Consider the following 16163-nt stretch of genomic DNA (forward strand, 5'->3'; position numbering starts at 1 on the left):
ATCCCCCCTCTTGGAGGTCCCTTCATGGCGGTCCTGCCCGCCCGTGTCCTGTTCGGTGCTGCCTACTACCACGAGTACACGCCGGCCTACGGCGGCACGCAGCCCGACGACCAGCTCAAGACCGACCTCGACCTGATGGCCGACGCGCACTTCACCGTGATCCGCGTCGGAGAGTCGGTCTGGTCGACCTGGGAGCCGGAGAACGGACGGTTCGACCTCGACTGGCTGCAACCCGTGCTCGACGGCGCCCATGAACGCGGCATCTCCGTCATCCTCGGCACGCCGACCTACGCCGTGCCGCCGTGGCTGGCCCGGCAGTACCCGGAGATCACCGGCGAGCGGCGCACGGGCGAGCGGATCGGGTGGGGCGCCCGCCAGGAGGTGGACATCACCCACCCGGCGTTCCGGTTCCACGCCGAGCGGGTGATCCGGAAGATCGCCGAACGGTACTACGACCACCCCGCGGTCATCGGATGGCAGGTGGACAACGAGCCGGGGCTGCACCTGCTGCACAACCGGGGCGTGTTCGAGCGGTTCGTCGACCATCTGCGCCAGAAGTACCGGGACGTCGAGACCCTCAACCGCGAGTGGGGCCTGGTCTACTGGTCGCACCGCCTGTCCACCTGGGCCGACCTGTGGACCCCGGACGGGAACGAGCAGCCCCAATACGATGTCGCCTGGCGGGAGTTCCAGGCCCGCCAGGTCACCGAGTTCATCGGCTGGCAGGCCGACATCGTGCGCGAGTACGCCCGGCCGGAGCAGTTCGTCACCACCTGCATCTCCTACACGCGAGGCGGCGTGGAGGACGACCAGTTGTCCGACCGCCTCGACATCGCGTCCGGCAACCCGTACTACGACATGCAGGACGGCCTGCTGCTCCCCGACCCCACGCCCGACGAGCACCAGCAGATCTGGAAGACCACCGGAGTCTGGTCGATGTACCAGACCGCGGACTGGATGTTCTCCTCACGCCAGGAGCCGTTCCTGGTCACCGAGACCAACGCGAACTCCATCGGCTTCCCCTGGGACAACCGCCCCGGATTCGACGGCCAGTGGCGCCAGGCCGCCTGGGCCCATGTGGCGCGCGGCGCCCGGATGATCGAGTACTGGCAGTGGCAGACCCTGCGCTTCGGCGCCGAGACCTACTGGGGCGGCGTCCTCCCGCACAGCGGCCGCCCGGGCCGGACGTACGCCGAGATCGCCAGGCTGGGCGCGGAGTTCGAGAAGGCAGGACCGCTCGTCGCGGGGCTGGAGCCGGACGCCGACATCACGATGGTCTACTCGACGCCGAGCAAGTGGCTGATGCAGAAGTACCCGCCCCTGGCGACCGCCGACGGCGACCCGGACCCGGCCTCCTACCACCGTATCTTCGACCCGTTCTACCGAGGTGCCTTCGACGCCGGCCGTCAGGTCCGCATCGTCCACGCCCGGCAGCTCCACGACCCGGACGGCGACCGGGAGGGCCTGGCCCCCGCCGAAGCGGCCCGGCGCCACCCGGTCCTGGTCGTGCCCGCCCTGTACCTCGTCCACGACACCACCGTGGACTGGCTGGCCGCCTACGCCCACGCCGGCGGCCATCTCGTCCTCGGCCCGCGGACGGCCTACGCCGACCACGAGGCACGGGCCCGGCTGGAGCCGGCCCCCGGCGGTCTCGCCGACGCGGCGGGCGTGACGTACGACGAGTTCAGCAACCTGACCGCCGGGATCACCGTCACCGGCACCCCCGGCGGCCCGCTCGACCTCCCTCCGGACGCGACGGCCACGCACTGGGCGGACGGCCTGACCGTGCACGACGCCGAGGTACTCGCCCATTACGACCACCCCCACTTCGGCAGGTGGCCGGCGATCACCACCCGCCGCCACGGCGAGGGGCACATCACCTGCGTCGGCACCGCTCCGGGGCGCGGTCTCGCCCGGGCCCTCGCCGGCTGGCTGGCGCCCGCCGCGCGCAGCAGTTGGCAGGACCTTCCGGCGTCCGTCACCGCCACCACGGGCACGGCCTCGGACGGCCGCAGGGTGCACGTGATCCACAACTGGAGCTGGCAGCCCGCGCGGGTTACGGCTCCCGTCGAGCTGACCGATGTTCTCGACGGCACTCCCGTCCCCGCGGGCACAGCGCTTGAACTGGGCGCCTGGGACGTGAAGGTGCTCGTCGCCGCGAGTTCCGACGGAGCGAGGGTCTAGGACGAAGGCCCGTCGGTGTCACCCCGAGGACCACCCACCTCAAAGGAGAGGCTGTGCAGAGAAAGAGACTGAGAAAACTGCTGGGAGCCGCCGTCGCGGCCGCCGCACTGCTGGCGATCCCGGCGTCCGGCGGCGCCCAGGCGTACGCCCCGACGGGCGGGACCATCTACCAGCTCGGCAGTGAGGCGTGCCTCAAGGGCCGGGGGAACTGCGCGGTCTACCCGAAGTCGGCGGAACTGCCGAACGGCCGGCTGGTCGCGTCGTTCGAGAAGTCCACGGTCCCGGCCTCGGGCAGCGCCGACGGGCAGACGCTTCCCGTCTACAAGAGCGACGACGACGGTACGACCTGGCAGTCGCTGTCCGAGGTGAAGGCACCGGCCTATCTGTCCAGCGACGCCAAGTACGCCAAGTACACCAGCAACTGGACCAACCCGTACCTGTACGTCCTGCCCCAGGACGTGGGCAACCTGAAGCAGGGCACCCTGCTGCTGGCGAGCGTCGTGTCGGGCGACGACTACTACTACAAGGAGCACAAGGCGGCCGACCCGACCTGGACGCCCACCAACGACGGCGACCGCAAGGACGTGGCGATCGCGCTCTACTCCAGCACGGACAACGGGGCCACCTGGAAGATCGAGAACGTCGTCGCCACCGGCGGCTGGCAGGGCGGCAGCGCGGGCGCGGTCGGCCAGAACGTCTCCTCGGCGAACACCAACCACCAGGTGGACCCGGTCTGGGAGCCGTACCTGATGGTCTACAAGGGCAAGCTCGTCTGCTACTACTCCGACGAGAACGACTACACCGGCTTCGACGCGACCACCGGCGTCGCCACCCTCGACCCCGCCAACGACACCGCCACGGACTCACAGGGCCAGATCCTCGCGCACAGGACATGGGACGGCCAGGCGGCGCAGTGGAGCGACCCGGTCGTCGACATCGCCGGGCTGACCCAGGACATGGGAAGCGGCAAGTCGGAGATCGGCGGCGGCCGGCCCGGCATGACGAACGTGGCCCGCACCACCGACGGCAAGTGGATGATCACCTACGAGTACTGGGGCGGCGGCGCCAACACCCGCTACCAGATCGCGAGCAACCCGCTGGAGTTCTTCAAGGGGTCGGCCACCGGAACCGGCGTCAACTCCCTGCCGGTCGACACCGGTTCCCGCACCCTGGCGACCGGCGGCAGCCCGGTGCTCATCCGGCTGCCCGGCGGCCGCCTGGTCTACAACGCGGCAGGCAGCGCAAGCGTCTGGGTCAACCAGACCGGACGCAGCGACGGCACCTGGAAGGAGTACCAGACCACCTCGAAGGCCGGCTACAGCCGCAACCTCCAGTACGTCGACGACACGGGCCGCCTCGTGATCCTCAACAACCAGGGGACCTCGACGATCGCGTACGCCGAGACGGACCTCGGCAACTCGGCCAGCACCTACTACCAGCTGTTCAACCGCAAGACCGACCAGGTCATAGGCACCGGGAACAAGACCAACGACGCCAACCTCGGCAACGGTGACGTGCCCGACGTCCGGCTGGAGGACGCGGGCTCGGCGGCCAACACCGACACCCAGTTCTGGCACGTGGTGACCGAGCCGGGCGGCGGAACCACACTGCTCAACAAGTCGGGCGGCCGCGCGGCGGCGATCTGGACCGGCAACGCGACGGCCGGGCAGAAGATCGGCCAGTGGGTCGACAACAGCTCCACCGGCAGCTGGAACCTCGTCAAGACCAGCGACGGCCTCTACAAGCTCCAGGCGGTCAAGAACACGAGCCTGTACCTGACCGGAGCAACCGCAGGAGGGCAGCTCACCCTGCAGACGGCCACCACGGACGGCTCCCAGGACTGGGAACTCGTCCGGTAGCCGGTAGCCGCCGCCGACGCGAGAGGACACGCGAAAGGACAGTCGGCACGAACCTCGTCACCGGTCCTTCGGGGGATGGACGGACTCGGTGGCGAGGTTCACGTCGACCAGTCCCCACCTCAGTGCAGTCTCCACGTCGGTCGCGGCACCCGACAGGGCCAGGTACGCGGCTCGTTCGCGGCCGATGCGGGCCGGAAGGCTGACAGTGCCGCCGGCGCCGGGGATCAGTCCCATCCGGATCTCGGGAAGCTGAAAGGTCGTATCGGCGGCGGCCGTGACCGATCCCGCGAAGGCGGCCAGTTCGATGCCCGCGCCGACGCAGGGGCCGTGAACATGGGCTGTCACCTTGGGGCCGCACCGCTGGAGCAGTGCGGCGGGGCTGCGGTGAACGCGTACGCGGTGCGCTTCGGCCGGGTCGCGCGACGTGCCGAACTCCGAGAGGTCACCGCCGCTGCAGAAGGCGGGCCCGTTGCCGTACAGGTCGACGCGGGTGACCGTCGGGTCCAGCACGGCGACCTCCAGCGCCTCGCACAGGGCGTCCCGGGTGGCCGCGTCGAAGGCGTTGCGGACCCATGGGCGGTCCAGGGTGATGGTCATGCGGGCACCGTCGCGGCGCACCCGGACGGGCTCGGCGGCGGGGCGCGAGGCGCGGGGGCGGGCCGAGGCCAGCCAGGTGCGGAAGTCCCGGCCCGCCTGGAGCGTGGAGTAGGCGAGGGACTCGAGAACGAGACGGTCGGACCCGGAGAGCGCGCGGCCCATCCGGAGTACCTGCACGAGGCTCAGGCTGGCCGCCGGATGGCGGGTCACGGTGGTGTGCAGGAGCCGTGCGGTGGCGTACGGATCGGCACAACTCACCCACGGGCGCGGGGGATCGGGGGCGGCCGTGAGCAGGACGTCGAACTCCTCGCTCGTCTCCCTTGGTCGGGTCGCGACGGCGACCCGCACGTGGTCCGCCCCGGCCGGTGACGGCAGGGCGCGGTCCAGGTCGACGCAGGTGAAAGGCGACTCCACGGTCGGGAAGTGTAATCTGGCGTCTCCTGAAGGAGAAGGGCGTTTACTTCATGGAGAACAAAGTTCTCGATCAATGGGCGGCCGACGTCGAGCCCTGTCTCGGACCGCTGTTCGAGGTCGTTGACGACTTCACCCGGCTCACGGGCGTTCCGGTCGAGCTGCCCGACGTCCTGTTCCGCCGCGCCAGGTCGGCCTCGTTCGAACGGCCCGGGAAAGTGTCGGCGGGGGGCTCCTGCCACCTCATGGCCGCCGCGGACGGCTGGGTGGCGATCAACCTGGCCCGGCCGGACGACGAAGCCTCCCTCCCAGCGCTGCTCGCGCTCCTCGACGCCGTGCCCGGCACCGATCTGCGCTCCGCCGTGCTGCGGTGGTCGGCCACCCGAGCGGCCCGCGCCGCCCAGTCGCTCGGCATCCCGGCCTCGGTGCACGCGGAGGCCCTGGGCGGTCGTGGGCCGGTACGCGTGGAACGCCTCGGCGCACGCGAGTCGCGTGACCTCGACGGGCTGCGAGTCGTCGACCTGTCCGCGCTGTGGGCCGGGCCGCTCTGCGCTCGGCAGCTGGGGCTGGCCGGAGCACGGGTCGTGAACGTGGAGAGCACCGAACGCCCGGACGGGGCGCGCTTCGGGCACCCCGCCTTCTACGCCTGGCTGCACGACGGTCACGAGACCCTGGTGCTGGACTTCGCGTCCGGTGCCCTGGCCGCCGCGGTCGCCGAGGCCGACGTGGTCATCGAGGCCTCCCGGCCGCGCGCCCTGCGGCGACTGGGCGTATACGCCGAGGAGTTCCTGGCCGCCCGCCCGGGCAGGGTGTGGGTCGGCATCACCGGGTACGGGCGCGACGACGACCGTGTCGCCTTCGGCGACGACGCGGCCGTGGCCGGCGGCCTGACCGGCCTCGACGAGCACGGAGCGCCGGTGTTCCTCGGTGACGCGCTCGCCGATCCGGTCACCGGACTGTACGCCGCCCACGCGGCCGTGCGTTCCCTGGAGCGCGGCGGCGGCGAGCTGGTATGCGTGTCCATGGCCGCCTGCGCCGGCGCCCTCGCGGCGAGCCGGGCGGCGCGGTGCTGATCAGGGCGGTGGAGGTCGAGGGACGCGGCCTGGTGGACGTACGGATCGGGGACGACGGCCGGATCGCGGAGATCAGCCCCCGTCTCGCAGGGCCGGCGGACGTGCACGGGCGCGGCGGGGCGCTGCTGCCCGGACTGCACGACCATCACGTCCACCTCACCGCGCTGGCGGCGGCGACCGCCTCCGTACGGGTCGGACCCCGCGACGTACGCGGACCCGCCGGACTCGCCGAGGCGCTGCGCCGGGGTCCACCAGGCGCTTGGGTGCGGGCCGTCGGCTACCACGAGAGGGTGGCCGGAGAACTCGACCGGTGGACCCTGGACGCGATCGTGTCCGACCGGCCGGTACGGGTGCAGCACCGCAGCGGCGCCATGTGGTTCCTGAACAGCGCCGCACTGCGGTCGGCCGGCCTGGACGACGGCGCGGACCGTGACGGTCGGCTGTGGCGGTCGGACGAGCGGCTGCGCCGCCTGGTTCCGCCGGTCCGGCTGGACCTGGCCGGGCTGGGACTCCGTGCGGCACGGCGCGGCGTCACGGGATTCACCAACGCCGATCCGCGCCCGGCGCCCGGCCTCGCGCGGACCCTTGCGGTACTGCCGCAGCGGGTGGTCGTCATGGGAGTGGACGCCACGGCATCGGTCAAGATCATGCTCGACGACCGGAGCCTGCCCACCCCCACCGGCCTCGCGGCCACCGTCGCCGGAGTGCGGCCCCGCCCGGTCGCCGTGCACTGCGTCACCCGGGTGCAGTTGCTGGTGACCTTGCTCGCCCTGGAGCAGGCCGGACCGGTCGAGGGCGACCGCATCGAGCACGGGGCGGTGATCCCGGACGAGGTCCTGCCGTGGCTGCGGCGGCTCGCCGTGACCGTGGTGACGCAGCCGCACTTCCCCGTCGAGCGAGGCCGTGAGTACGCCACCGATGTCTCCCCGGACGACCGGCCCCACCTCTACCGCTGCCGCAGCCTGGCCGAGGCCGGCATCCCGCCGGCCGCCGGAACCGACGCACCGTACGGCACCCCCGACCCGTGGGCGGTGATGCGGGCGGCCGTCGCACGGGAGGACGGGGAGGCCGTCACGGCCCGCGCGGCCCTGCGGCTCTTTCTCGGTACTCCCGAACAGCCCGCCCGGCCACGGCGGTTGGCGGTCGGAAGCCCGGCCGACCTGTGCCTGCTCCACGTGCCGCTGCACGAGGCGCTGTCCGCGCTGTCCGCCGATCTCGTCCGGGCCGCCTACGTCGGCGGCCGGGCGATCACTCCTTGACGCACGTCGACTCAGACGCTGTAGCCGCCGTCCACGGCCAGGGCCTGCCCGGTGATGAACGCGGCCCGTTCCGAGGCGAGGAAACAGACCGCTTCCGCGATGTCCTGACCGTGCCCGAACCGGCGCAGGGGAATGTTGCGCCGGGTGATCGCGAGGGCTTCCGCGTCGAGTTCGCCGGTGTCGATCAGCCGGGCGGCGATGCCGTCGTCGAGCATGCCGGGAGCCACGCAGTTGACCCGGACCCCGTACCGGCCCTCCTCGGCGGCCAGGGCGCGGGCGACGGCCTCGACCGCGCCCTTGGCCCCCGAGGACAGCCCGTCGCGGACCGGGAAGCGGCGGGTGGCGACGGTCGTGACGGCGACGACGCTGCCCCTGCTCGCCCTCAGCAACGGCAGCGCCGGATGGACGAGGTTGAAGAATGCCACCGCGTCGGCCTCCAGCTGGGCACGGTAGCGGGCGGGCGTGACCCGACTCAGATGAGTCATGGGTACGTGCGGCCCGGCGGCGTATACGACTGTGTGCAGGCCACCGGACGTCTCGGCGGCCTCGGTGACGGCTCGGGCCGTCGCCGCCTCGTCGGTCAAGTCGAGCTGCACGTACCGGACTTGCCGGTCATGCGTCGTCGCGTCGTCCACAAGGGCCGCCGCGGCCTCATGATTGCCCCGGTAGGTGAACGTGACATCGCTGCCGTGTTCCGCCAGCGTCCGTACGACCGCCGCGCCGATGCCGCCGGTGCCGCCCGCGACGAACGCGGTGCCGGGCCGGCCAGCGAAGTCCTCCACGGACATGGCTCACAACCCCAGTGACTTGGCGATGATGACCTTCATGACCTCGCTCGTCCCCGCGTAGATCCGCGTGATGCGGGCGTCCGCGTACAGCCGGGCGATCGGATACTCCAGCATGTAGCCGTATCCGCCGAAGAGTTGAAGACATCGGTCCACGGCACGTGCCTGCATCTCGGTGCAGAACAGCTTGACCTTCGCCGCGTCCGCCCCGGAGAGCCGGCCGTCGACCAGGTCCAGGACGGCCCGGTCCAGGAGGGCCTGCGCCGCCTCGATCTCGGCCGAGACGGCGGCCAGTTCGAACTTGGTGTTCTGGAAGGCGGCGAGCGGCGACCCGAACACCCTGCGTTCCTTGACGTAGGCGACGGTCGTATCGAGCGCGGCCCGTGCCTGTGCCACTGAGCCGACCGCGACCGTCATCCGCTCCTGCGGGAGGTTGTGGCCCAGGTAGCCGAAGGCCGCGCCCTCCTCGCCGAGCCGGTTGGCGACCGGCACCCGTGCGTCCGCGAAGGCCAGCTCGACCGTGTCCTGCACCTTGATGCCCATCTTGTCGAGGACTCGGCCGCGCCCGAACCCGGCCATCCCCTCCTCCACGACGAGCAGCGTGAGCCCCGCCCGGCGGTCGTCCGGATCGGTCGCCGTACGCGCCACCACGATCACCAGGTCGGCCAGCAGTCCGCCGGTGATGAAGGTCTTGGCACCGTTGAGGACATAGGCGTCGCCGTCGCGCACGGCGGTCGTGCGGATGCCTGCGAGGTCGGAGCCCGTGCCCGGTTCGGTCATCGCGATCGCGGTGAGCAGTCGCCCGGACGCCAGACCGGGGAACCAGCGCTCGCACTGTTCCGCGTTCGCGTAGGCGAGGAAGTAGGGGAGTACGACGTCCAGTTGGGTGCGGACGGTGCCCAGGGTGACCAGGGCGGCGGCCGCCTCCTCCTGGAGGACGACGTTGTAGCGGTAGTCGGGCTGCCCACCCCCGCCGTACCGCTCCGGGACCGCCATGCCCAGCAGGCCCAGCGAGCCGAGCGTCGTGAAGAAGTCGCGCGGGATCCGCCCCGCCTTCTCCCACTCGCCGTAGTGCGGCACCACCTCCTTCGCGACAACCTCCCGTACCAGCGCCCGAAACGCTTCGTGGTCGTCGGTGAAGACATTCCGTCGCATGCCGACCGCCCCCGTCATTCCGCGAGTTCGACGAGGGTGGCGTTGGCCGTGCCGCCGCCCTCGCACATGGTCTGCAGGCCGTAGCGGATCCCGTGGGCGCGCATGTGGTGGATCATGCGGGTCATCAGGACCGCACCCGAAGCGCCCAGCGGATGGCCGAGGGCGATCGCGCCGCCGAGCGGGTTGAGGAGCTCCGGGTCCGCGCCGGTCTCGGCGAGCCAGGCCAGCGGGACGGGCGCGAAGGCCTCGTTCACCTCGAACACCCCGACCTCCGACAGTGCCACCCCGGCCTTCCGCAGCACCTTCTCGGTCGCCGGGATGGGCCCGGTCAGCATCAGCACCGGGTCGGAGCCGACGACCGCGCCCGCCCGGTACCGCACGAGAGGGCTCAGGCCCAGCTCACGGGCCCGCTCTGGCGTGGTGATCAGCAGCGCTGCCGCGCCGTCGGAGATCTGCGAGGCGTTCCCGGCGTGGATCACGCCGTCCTCCTGGAAGGAGGGCTTGAGCCTCGCCAGCGTCGCCACGCTGGTGCCCCGCCGGATGCCCTCGTCCGCCGCGACCCCGCTCACGGACACGATCTGCTCGTCGAAGGCCCCGCTGTCCTGCGCGGCCGCCGCCCGCTCGTGCGACAGCGCGGCGTACCCGTCGAGCCGCTCCCGCGTGAAGCCCCACTTCTGCGCGATCCGCTCCGCGGAGATGCCCTGGTTGAAGGAGAAGTCCTCGTATCGGGCGAGGACTTGGGGGCCGTACGGCATTCCCGACGCCCTCGCCGAACCCAGCGGCACCCGGCTCATGACCTCGACGCCACCCGCCACCACCACGTCCTGCTGCCCCGACATGACCGCCTGGACGGCGAAGTCCAGGGCCTGCTGGCTCGATCCGCAGGCCCGGTTGACCGTCGTCCCGGGGATGCTCTCGGGCCAGCCGGCGGCCAGCACCGCATAGCGGCCGATGTTGCTCGACTGGTCGCCGACCTGGGACACACAGCCCCAGATCACGTCGTCGACGACCGCCGGATCGACACCGGCCCGTTCGGCCAGCGCGTTCAGCACCGCCCCCGACAGGTCGGCCGGGTGGACGCCGGCCAGGCCGCCGTTCCGTCTGCCGACGGCCGTACGGACCGCCGCCGCGATCACCGCTTCCCGCGTCATGTGTCGTTCTCCGTTCGTCTCGGTACCGCCCAGCGGCCGGTGAACAGCGGTTCGCGCTTGTCGGCGAACGCGGTGAACGCCTCCCGGACGTCCGCGGTGGCGAAGTTGACCGCCTGCGCCCGCGCCTCGTTCGCCAGTGCGTCCCGCAGGGTGCGGTCGGCGCCCTCGTCGAGCAGCGCCTTGGTCTGCGCGAGCGCGACCGGCGCACCGGCCGCCAGACGTGCCGTCAGGTCGTCGACGAAGGCGTCCACCTTGTCGGCGGCCACGACCCAGGTCACCAGGTTCAGCGCCCGTGCTTCCTCGGCGTCGATCGTCTCCGCCAGCAGGGCGAGCCGCTTGGCCTGCTGGAGTCCGACGAGCTTCGGCAGCAGCCATGAGCCGCCGCAGTCGAGCGACAGGCCGCGGCGCGCGAAGATCTGCGAGAAACGTGCCTCGGGCGTGGCCACCACCAGGTCGCAGCCGAGCGCCAGGTTCCAGCCCGCGCCGACCGCCACACCCGTCACCTTGGCAATCGTGGGGAAGGGCAACGCATGGAGTAGCAGGGTCACTTCGGTGAGCGTTCGCATCCTGTGCAGCGGATGCCGGTCGGTCACCGGCCGGGCGATGTCGGCTCCGGAGCAGAACGCGCCGCCCGCTCCGGTGAGGACGAGCGCCCGTACGGTGGTGTCGTCGCCGGCTTCCCTCAGGGCCGTCGCCAGCGCCTCCCACAGCTCGGCGTCGATGGCGTTCCTGCGGTGGGGCCGGTTGAGGGTCAGCGTGCGCACTCCGCCGGCGTCGCTGGTCAGCAGCACGCTCACCGCACCGCTCCCTGCGCGCGCAGCACGTCGATCTCCCGCTCCGCGAAGCCCAGTTCGGCCAGTACGGCGTCCGTGTGCTCGCCCAGCGCGGGCACGGCGCCCATCGGCGGGTCGTACCCGGCGATGACGGGCGGTGGCAGCAGCGCGGGCACCGGACCCGATGGCGTGCCGATCTCCCGCCAGCGGTCGCGGGCGGTCAGCTGCTCGTGGGCCAGGACGTCCTTCGGCGTGTTGTAGCGGGCGTTGCCGATCCCGGCGGCGTCCGCGCGGTCCTGGACGTACGCCAGATCGTGCCGTGCGCACCAGGCACCGATCGCGGCGTCGAGCGGCACACGGTGCTCGACCCGGCCGGCGTTCGTGCGGAACCGCTCGTCGGCCGCCAGGTCCGGGCGGCCGAGCAACTCCCTTGCCAGGCGCTGCCATTCGGCGTCGTTGGTGGTACCCAGGACGACGGTCTGCCGGTCGGCGGTGAGGTAGGCGCCGTAGGGCGCGACGGCGGGCGAGCTCATGCCGAGCGGCTGCTGCTCGATGCCCGAGTGCAGGGTGTACGTCAGCGGATACCCCATCAGCTCGGCCATGGTGTCGAACATGCTGACCGCCACGGACGGCGCCGGACCGCCCCGGCCTCTGCCGTACAGGAGCGCCAGTACCGACAGCGCCGCGTACAGCCCGCTGCACACGTCCGCCACGGGCGGGCCCGGCTTCGCCGGTTCGCCGGGGCGACCCGTCACTGAACAGGCTCCCGCCTCCGCCTGGACCAGCATGTCGTAGGCGCGCTTGTGGGAGAGCGGGCCGCCGGGGCCGTACCCGTCGATCTCGACGGCGATCAGCGCGGGGTGCCGTACCTCCAGGTCGGCGGGGGACAGGCCGAGCTTCGCCGTGGTGCCGGGGGTGAGGTTGGAGACGAGCACGTCGGCGCGTTCCAGCAGCCGGTGCAGGACCGCCAGACCGGCCTCCGACTTCAGGTTCAGGGCCACCGACTCCTTGCCCCGGTTGGCCCACACGAAGTGCGCCGCCAGCCCGCCGACCACGTCGTCGTAGTGCCGGGCGAAGTCACCGCCCTTCGGGTTCTCCACCTTGACGACACGGGCGCCGAAGTCGCCGAGCGTGCGCGTGCACATGGGGGCCGAGACGGCCTGCTCCAGGGTCACGACCGTGACGCCGGTCAGCGGTCCGCCCATCTCAGTGCTCTCCGAGAAGGGCGCGCAGCTCGTCCTTGAGGACCTTCTGGCTCGCGTTGCGCGGGAGTCCGGCCACGAAGCGGACCCGGCGGGGGACCTTGAAGTTGGCCATGTGCTCCCTGGCCCAGGCGATGACTTCGCGCTCGGTCGGGTCCGCCCCGGGCCTCGGCACGACGAACGCGCAGCCGACCTCGCCGAGCCGTTCGTCCGGGACACCGACCACCGCGACCTGCGCGATCGCCTCGCAGCCGAGCAGCAGCTTCTCGATCTCGGCGGGGTAGGCGTTGAAGCCGCCGACGATGAACATCTCCTTCTTGCGGTCGACCACGGCCAGGTTGCCGTCCGCGTCGAGGCGGCCGATGTCACCGGTGTGCAGCCAGCCCCCGGGGTCGATCGTCGCGGCGGTGGCCTCCGGGTCCTCCCAGTAGCCGCGGGTGACGTTGTAACCGCGCACCAGGATCTCCCCGTCCCTGCCCGCCCCGACGTCCTGTCCGGTGTCGTCGGCGATACGGACCTCGACGTCCGGTACGGGCCGGCCGGTGGTGCGGGCCACCGTCTCCTCCGGGTCACCGACGCGTGTGCTGGTCACCAGTGCGCTCGACTCGGTCAACCCGTAGGCGCTCAGCACGATGTCGAAGGTCAGTTCCTTCTTCATGGCGCGGATCAGGGCCTCGGGGATCGTCGTGCCGCCCGTCATGGACACCCGCAGCGACGACAGGTCGTACGACGGCCGGTCGGGGTGGTCGAGGAGGTCGTGGAAGATGGTGGGCGGGCCGAGGAGGATGCTGACCCGTTCGTCGGCGATGATCCGCAGGGCCCGTCCCGCGTCGAAGACGGCCATCGGGATCACCGTCACTCCGTGCATCAGGGAGGCGAGCCAGCCCGCCTTGTAGCCGAAGCAGTGGAAGAACGGCGGGATGACCAGGAAGGTGTCGGACGCGTCGAAGGTGTACTCCGTGGACATCCAGCCGTACGCCCGCAGGGACTGCCCGTGGGTGAGCGTCACGCCCTTGGGGTGGCCGGTGGTGCCGGAGGTGAACATCACGTCGGACAGGTCGTCCGGGGCGATCCGGTCGATGGCGGCGTGCGCGGCCGAGGGCGCGGTCGCGGCTCCCGCGTCGAGGAAGTCCTGCCAGCCCAGGGTGGCGTCCGCCGGCGGCCCGAGGAGCGATACGGCGGTGGCCAGGGCGGGGAGCTCGGGATCGGCCCGCCGCAGGTCGGCGATGTAGTCGGTGCCGAGGAAGGAGGCGGCCGCGAAGAGCGCCCTGGCACCGGACTTGCGCAGGATGTACGAGATCTCCTGAGCCTTGAAACGGGTGTTCAGGGGGACGACCACACCTCCCGCGCCCTGGATGCCGACGGCCGCGACGATCCACTCCGCGCAGTTCGGTGCGCACAGGCCCACCCGGTCCCCGGGTCCGATGCCGAGCGCGAGCGCCGCGCGCACCGCCTGGACCATCCGCTTCTCCAGCTCCCGGAAGGTCAGGCGTACCGCGCCGTCGACGAGGGCCGGGGCGTCACCGAACCGCCGTGCGGCGACCCTGATCACGTTCGGGATGCTGCGGAACTCCTGGTCGTGACGCATCGGCGGGCTCCGTTCAGGCGCGGTCGTCGGCCGGCAGGCGCAACAGCCGCTTGGCGATGATGTTGCGCTGGATCTGGGACGTCCCGCCGTAGACGGACGCGGCCCGGGAGTAGAGGTAGTCGGCGAAGACCTCGCCGTCCTGCGTGTGCAGTTCGTCCGGGAACACCAACAGGGCTGCCTCGTACAGCCGTTGCTCGGCGCGGGTCATGAGCAGCTTGTCGACGGACGACTCCGGCCCGGCGACCTGACCGGCGAGCCGCTGCGCGGTCCGGCGCCGGGCATGGGCGACCAGGACCTGGTAGTCGACGACGCACCGGCCGATCTGTGCGAGGAGCCCGTCGGGAAGGCTCTCGCTCCGCTCGTGCGCGGTGCGGCGCAGGCGGTCGACGAGCAGCCCGTACTTCGACAGATGCCCGGTGTCGAGCGCGTTGCGTTCGTACGACACCGTCGTCATCGCCAACGGCCAGCCGTCGCCCTCCGCGCCGACCCGCTCGCACTCCTCCAGGCGTACGTCGTCCAGGAACAGTTCGCAGAACTCCTCGTCGCCATTGGCCGCGCGCAGCGGACGTACGGTCACGCCGGGCCGGTCCAGGGGCAGGACGAACGCCGAGATCGAGGTGTGCGCGGGCGCGGTGCGGTCGGTGCGGGCCAGGAGCAGGCAGAGGTCGGAGTACTGGGCGTAACTCGTCCACAGTTTCTGCCCGTTGACGAGGTACCCGCCGTCGGGCTGTCGCTGCGCATAGGTGCTCATACCGGCCAGGTCCGAGCCCGCGCCCGGCTCGCTGAAGCCCTGGCACCAGACGTCGTCGCCGGAGAGCATACGCGGCAGCAGCAGGCTGCGCTGCTCCGCGTCGCCGAACTCCAGGAGGGCGTGGGCGAGATAGCCGATCCGGGGCACCCCGGGGGCGCCGCGTGCCCCCAACTCGTCGCTGACGGCGACCTGGTGCAGCGGAGTCAGGCCACGACCGCCGTACTCCTCCGGCACGTCGAGGCCGACCCAGCCGCCGGAGTGGAGGATGCGGTGCCAGCGGTGCAGGAACGCGGGGAGCGGCTCGTCCGGCCGTCGCTCGGGCAACGGGTGGTCGGCCAGCCAGGCGCGGAAGTCCCGCCGCAGCCGCTCCAGGTCCGCCGGGTCGCCGAAGTCGAGGGGGCCGTCGGTCATCGGGTCGTCTCCGGTGCGGCCAGGGCGGGCAGCAGGTCGGCGGTGGTCGCCAGCACGGTGGCGCCCACGAGAACCCTGCGGAGGTACAGATGCGCCGGGTGCTCCCAGGTCTGGGCGATGCCGCCGAACACCTGCATCCCGGCGTACACCGCCTCGACGGCCGAGGCGTTGACCTCCGCCTTGGCCGCGCGGGCCGCCGCGAGCGCCCGGTCCGGCGGCTCGTGGTCCAGGCACCAGGCGGCGTACCGCGTGGCGCTGGTGCAGGCCTCGACCAGAACGGTCGCGTCGGCGAGCAGATGCTGGACGGCCTGGAAGGAGCCGATGCGGTGGCCGTACTGCCGGCGTTCGCGCGCGTAGTCCACGCTCGACTCGACGAACGAGCGTGCCGCGCCGACGAGTTCGCTCGCGACCACCACCAGCGCGTACCCCTGCCAGCGCTGCCGGTCCTGCGCTGCGAGCCGGCCGAGGGGCTTGCCCACGGCGGAGGCCTGCCGCGTACTGCGCAGCAGGTCGGCGGTCGGTGCCGGCGAACCGAGTTCGGCGCGGGTCGCGGTCCCTTCGGCGTCGGCACACAGCGCTGCTTCGGCTCCGTCGCAGTCCCAGGCGCGGAGATCGGCCGGTTGCGGTCCGGGGAGACGAAGGTCGGGGGCGAGGGCGATGGTGAGCCGCGGGCCGTCCTCGTCCGCACCGAGGAGCCGAAGCAGCTCCGGGGCCAGCAGAACGGTGCCGAGCAGCGAGGTGGTCAGGGGCAGGCGGCCGTGCTCCTCGGCGAGCAGGGCGCACTCCTGGGCGGTGGCGACGGGCGGGGTGGTGCGGCGGAGTTCGGCGAGTCCCAGTCCGTCCAGCGCCTGCTGCGCCGCCGCACGGGACTTGGGCGTGATGTCGTCGGCCGATGCGACGGCGTGCCGGGTCGCGAAGGCGCGGACCATGTCGCGGACCAGCGTGAACTCCTCGGACTCCACGT

Annotated in this window: 13 protein-coding genes; 4 read left to right on the forward strand and 9 right to left on the reverse strand. The window is 71.9% G+C overall.

Annotated elements, in window-relative coordinates; genetic code table 11:
- Positions 1 to 24: 24 nt before the first annotated feature.
- Both ABT137_RS03330 and ABT137_RS03335 read left to right on the forward strand, forming a co-directional pair.
- Complete coding sequence (locus ABT137_RS03330; RefSeq protein ID WP_351701621.1) at positions 25 to 2184, forward strand: beta-galactosidase; 2160 nt, start codon at positions 25 to 27, stop codon at positions 2182 to 2184.
- A gap of 53 nt (positions 2185 to 2237) precedes the next feature.
- Positions 2238 to 4043 carry an RICIN domain-containing protein gene (locus tag ABT137_RS03335; protein WP_351701624.1) on the forward strand — a complete coding sequence of 602 codons (1806 nt, stop codon included), beginning with the start codon at positions 2238 to 2240 and terminating at the stop codon, positions 4041 to 4043.
- Between the two features lie 57 nt (positions 4044 to 4100).
- On the opposite strand, the gene ABT137_RS03340 is transcribed toward ABT137_RS03335, so the two are convergent.
- Complete coding sequence (locus ABT137_RS03340; protein ID WP_351701627.1) at positions 4101 to 5054, reverse strand: enoyl-CoA hydratase/isomerase family protein; 954 nt, start codon at positions 5052 to 5054, stop codon at positions 4101 to 4103.
- Between the two features lie 50 nt (positions 5055 to 5104).
- On the opposite strand from ABT137_RS03340, the gene ABT137_RS03345 reads away from it, so the two are divergent.
- Positions 5105 to 6124, forward strand: a complete 1020-nt coding sequence (locus ABT137_RS03345) for a CoA transferase (RefSeq protein WP_351701630.1) — start codon at positions 5105 to 5107, stop codon at positions 6122 to 6124.
- Positions 6064 to 7383 carry an amidohydrolase family protein gene (locus tag ABT137_RS03350; protein ID WP_351701633.1) on the forward strand — a complete coding sequence of 440 codons (1320 nt, stop codon included), beginning with the start codon at positions 6064 to 6066 and terminating at the stop codon, positions 7381 to 7383. The genes ABT137_RS03345 and ABT137_RS03350 overlap by 61 nt, the downstream gene beginning before the upstream one ends.
- 11 nt (positions 7384 to 7394) lie before the next feature.
- On the opposite strand, the gene ABT137_RS03355 is transcribed toward ABT137_RS03350, so the two are convergent.
- Genes ABT137_RS03355 through ABT137_RS03390 form a run of 8 tightly spaced genes read right to left on the reverse strand, consistent with a single transcriptional unit; the run spans position 7395 to position 16161 of the window.
- Positions 7395 to 8171, reverse strand: coding sequence for an SDR family NAD(P)-dependent oxidoreductase (locus tag ABT137_RS03355; protein ID WP_351701636.1), 777 nt, complete (start codon positions 8169 to 8171; stop codon positions 7395 to 7397).
- Between the two features lie 3 nt (positions 8172 to 8174).
- The gene (locus ABT137_RS03360; protein WP_351701639.1) at positions 8175 to 9323 is read right to left on the reverse strand and encodes an acyl-CoA dehydrogenase family protein; all 1149 of its coding nucleotides are present in this window, start codon (positions 9321 to 9323) and stop codon (positions 8175 to 8177) included.
- Positions 9324 to 9337: 14 nt separating this feature from the next.
- A complete protein-coding gene (locus ABT137_RS03365; protein ID WP_351701642.1) occupies positions 9338 to 10474 on the reverse strand; it encodes a thiolase family protein in 1137 nt (378 codons plus the stop codon).
- Positions 10471 to 11271, reverse strand: a complete 801-nt coding sequence (locus tag ABT137_RS03370; RefSeq protein WP_351701645.1) for an enoyl-CoA hydratase/isomerase family protein — start codon at positions 11269 to 11271, stop codon at positions 10471 to 10473. The genes ABT137_RS03365 and ABT137_RS03370 overlap by 4 nt, the downstream gene beginning before the upstream one ends.
- Positions 11268 to 12452: a CaiB/BaiF CoA transferase family protein gene (locus ABT137_RS03375; RefSeq protein WP_351701648.1), complete on the reverse strand. Its 1185-nt coding sequence runs from the start codon at positions 12450 to 12452 to the stop codon at positions 11268 to 11270. The genes ABT137_RS03370 and ABT137_RS03375 overlap by 4 nt, the downstream gene beginning before the upstream one ends.
- 1 nt (position 12453) lies before the next feature.
- On the reverse strand, positions 12454 to 14037 hold the full coding sequence (locus ABT137_RS03380) for a FadD3 family acyl-CoA ligase (RefSeq protein WP_351701651.1): 1584 nt from the start codon (positions 14035 to 14037) through the stop codon (positions 12454 to 12456).
- A 13-nt stretch (positions 14038 to 14050) separates the two neighbouring features.
- Positions 14051 to 15199, reverse strand: a complete 1149-nt coding sequence (locus tag ABT137_RS03385; protein WP_351701654.1) for an acyl-CoA dehydrogenase family protein — start codon at positions 15197 to 15199, stop codon at positions 14051 to 14053.
- Complete coding sequence (locus tag ABT137_RS03390) at positions 15196 to 16161, reverse strand: acyl-CoA dehydrogenase family protein (protein ID WP_351701657.1); 966 nt, start codon at positions 16159 to 16161, stop codon at positions 15196 to 15198. Before ABT137_RS03390 ends, ABT137_RS03385 begins: the two co-directional genes overlap by 4 nt.
- Positions 16162 to 16163: the final 2 nt, after the last annotated feature.

The sequence above is a fragment of the Streptomyces sp. NPDC001980 genome, assembly GCF_040296885.1.
Classification (GTDB): Bacteria; Actinomycetota; Actinomycetes; order Streptomycetales; family Streptomycetaceae; genus Streptomyces.

Excerpts from the sequence above, each read along its gene's own strand:
- ABT137_RS03330 (WP_351701621.1), top strand. The coding sequence starts at position 25 with ATGGCGGTCCTGCCCGCCCGTGTCCTGTTCGGTGCTGCCTACTACCAC.
- ABT137_RS03345 (WP_351701630.1), top strand. The coding sequence starts at position 5,105 with ATGGAGAACAAAGTTCTCGATCAATGGGCGGCCGACGTCGAGCCCTGT.
- ABT137_RS03350 (WP_351701633.1), top strand. The coding sequence starts at position 6,064 with ATGCGTGTCCATGGCCGCCTGCGCCGGCGCCCTCGCGGCGAGCCGGGC.
- ABT137_RS03355 (WP_351701636.1), bottom strand. The coding sequence starts at position 8,171 with ATGTCCGTGGAGGACTTCGCTGGCCGGCCCGGCACCGCGTTCGTCGCG.
- ABT137_RS03360 (WP_351701639.1), bottom strand. The coding sequence starts at position 9,323 with ATGCGACGGAATGTCTTCACCGACGACCACGAAGCGTTTCGGGCGCTG.
- ABT137_RS03365 (WP_351701642.1), bottom strand. The coding sequence starts at position 10,474 with ATGACGCGGGAAGCGGTGATCGCGGCGGCGGTCCGTACGGCCGTCGGC.
- ABT137_RS03375 (WP_351701648.1), bottom strand. The coding sequence starts at position 12,452 with ATGGGCGGACCGCTGACCGGCGTCACGGTCGTGACCCTGGAGCAGGCC.
- ABT137_RS03380 (WP_351701651.1), bottom strand. The coding sequence starts at position 14,037 with ATGCGTCACGACCAGGAGTTCCGCAGCATCCCGAACGTGATCAGGGTC.
- ABT137_RS03385 (WP_351701654.1), bottom strand. The coding sequence starts at position 15,199 with ATGACCGACGGCCCCCTCGACTTCGGCGACCCGGCGGACCTGGAGCGG.